General features: G+C 42.9%; 1 protein-coding gene. It reads left to right on the top strand.

Annotation, left to right across the window (positions count from 1 at the left end):
- A partial coding sequence (locus tag ACTRWI_RS22620; protein WP_499133933.1) for an ISAs1 family transposase occupies positions 1–561 on the top strand: 561 nt, incomplete at its 5' end.
- Between the last annotated feature and the right edge of the window lie 5 nt (positions 562–566).

Here is a 566-nt window from a genome sequence, read left to right as displayed (position 1 = left end):
GCCTTAAAAGGCAATCACTCAGGAATGAAAGCAGAACTTGAAGCTTGGTGGCATAAATCGATGCGAGAAGGCACCACTTCTGAGACGTATGATGAATACATCGAAGTAAGTGCTGGTCATGGACGTATTGAAACTCGTCAGTGCGAGCAGCTAACCGTTGATAGAAACTGGCTGGCCAAAGATTATCGTTGGGATGGTTTGCAGAGTGTCATCAAAGTGACCGCTACAGTTGAAGAAAAATTGAGTGGTAAAAAATCGGAGGAAACTCGATGGTATATCAGTTCATTACCCCTCAACGCGCAGCAAGCATTAGACGCAATAAGAAGCCACTGGCAGGTAGAAAGCATGCATTGGATGTTAGATATGACGTTTAGAGAAGATGAATCGCGTATCCGCAGAGGGACGGGAGCCTTAGCTTTTAATGTATTGAGAAAAATCGCATTAAGTCTTTTCAAACAAGACACAAGTAAAAACATCAGCATGGTAAGAAAGAGGAAGATAGCGGCTATTGATGACGAATATCGCTCCATCCTTTTAAATACTGGGATTAAAATGCTCTAGCCGTG

This window comes from Pseudoalteromonas sp. G5_S1_14_S5, from assembly GCF_054968605.1.
Note: the sequence above shows the minus strand (reverse complement) of the source record. Positions and strands in the feature narration are given on the sequence as shown.